This is a genomic window from Herpetosiphonaceae bacterium (assembly GCA_036374795.1).
Classification (GTDB): domain Bacteria; phylum Chloroflexota; class Chloroflexia; order Chloroflexales; family Kallotenuaceae; genus LB3-1.
This window is the reverse complement of sequence record DASUTC010000274.1, coordinates 1-1,146: the sequence shown is the minus strand read 5'-3', so window position 1 is coordinate 1,146 and position 1,146 is coordinate 1. Positions and strand designations below refer to the sequence as shown.

Genomic DNA, 1,146 nt, shown 5'->3' with positions numbered 1-1,146 from the left:
GATGCCGCGCCCGTCGTCGTGCTCACCGAGGCGCGCGTCGCCGACCGCCTGCCCGCCACCACCGCCCAGGTGCTCGTCCTCGACCGCGCCTGGCCGACCATCGCCGCCTGCGCCACCAGCAACCCCGATGCCGCCCGCGCGCCGGAGCAGATCGCCTACCTGATCTACACCTCCGGCTCGACAGGGCAGCCCAAGGGCGTGCTCGTGCCGCATGGCAGCGTGGTCAACTTCGTCAGCGCGATGCAGCAGCAGCTCGGCTGCGGGGCGGACGACACGCTGCTGGCGACGACCAGCATCTCGTTCGATATTTCGGTGCTGGAGCTGTTCTGGCCGCTGACGCAGGGCGCGACCGTGGTGATCCTGGGCGAGCACGCCGCCAGCGGTATGCCCGCGCAGACCACGACGCCCGGCAGCGAGCGGCCCATCGACTTTAGCCTCTTCTACTTTGCCAGCGCCGACTCGACGGCGGGCGATAAGTACCGGCTGCTGATCGAGGGTGCCAAGTTCGCCGACCGGCACGGCTTCACGGCGGTCTGGACGCCGGAGCGCCACTTCCACGAGTTCGGCGGCCTGTATCCCAATCCGGCGATCACCAGCGCGGCGATTGCGACGATCACCGAGCGCGTGCAGATCCGCGCGGGCAGCGTGGTGCTGCCGCTCCACGACCCGCTCCGCGTCGCGGAAGAGTGGTCGGTGGTGGATAACCTGTCCAACGGTCGCGTCGGGATCGCGGTGGCCTCCGGCTGGCACGCCAACGATTTTGCCTTCTTCCCGGAGCGCTACGCCGAGCGCAAGCAGGCGACGGCGGACGGGATCGCGGCGGTGCAAAAGCTGTGGCGCGGCGAGGCGCTGCCGGTGGAGAGCGGCACGGGCAGCGCGATCGAGGTGCAGATCTTTCCGAAGCCGGTGCAGGCGGAACTGCCGATCTGGATCACGGCGGCGGGCAACCCGGAGACGTTTATCGCGGCGGGCAAGCGCGGGGCGAATGTGCTGACGCATCTGCTGGGCCAATCGCTCGAAGATGTGGCCGAGAAGATCCGGCTGTACCGGGCGGCGCGGGCAGAGCAGGGGTACGATCCGGAGGCGGGGCAGGTGACGCTGATGCTGCACACCTACATCGGCGAGGACCGCGCGGCGGTGCGCGAG

Annotated in this window: 1 protein-coding gene; it reads left to right on the top strand. The window is 69.9% G+C overall.

Annotated features, from left to right (window positions below):
• Window positions 1-1,146 (top strand): MupA/Atu3671 family FMN-dependent luciferase-like monooxygenase (locus tag VFZ66_21010; GenBank protein ID HEX6291678.1); only part of this gene is annotated, 1,146 nt, incomplete at both ends.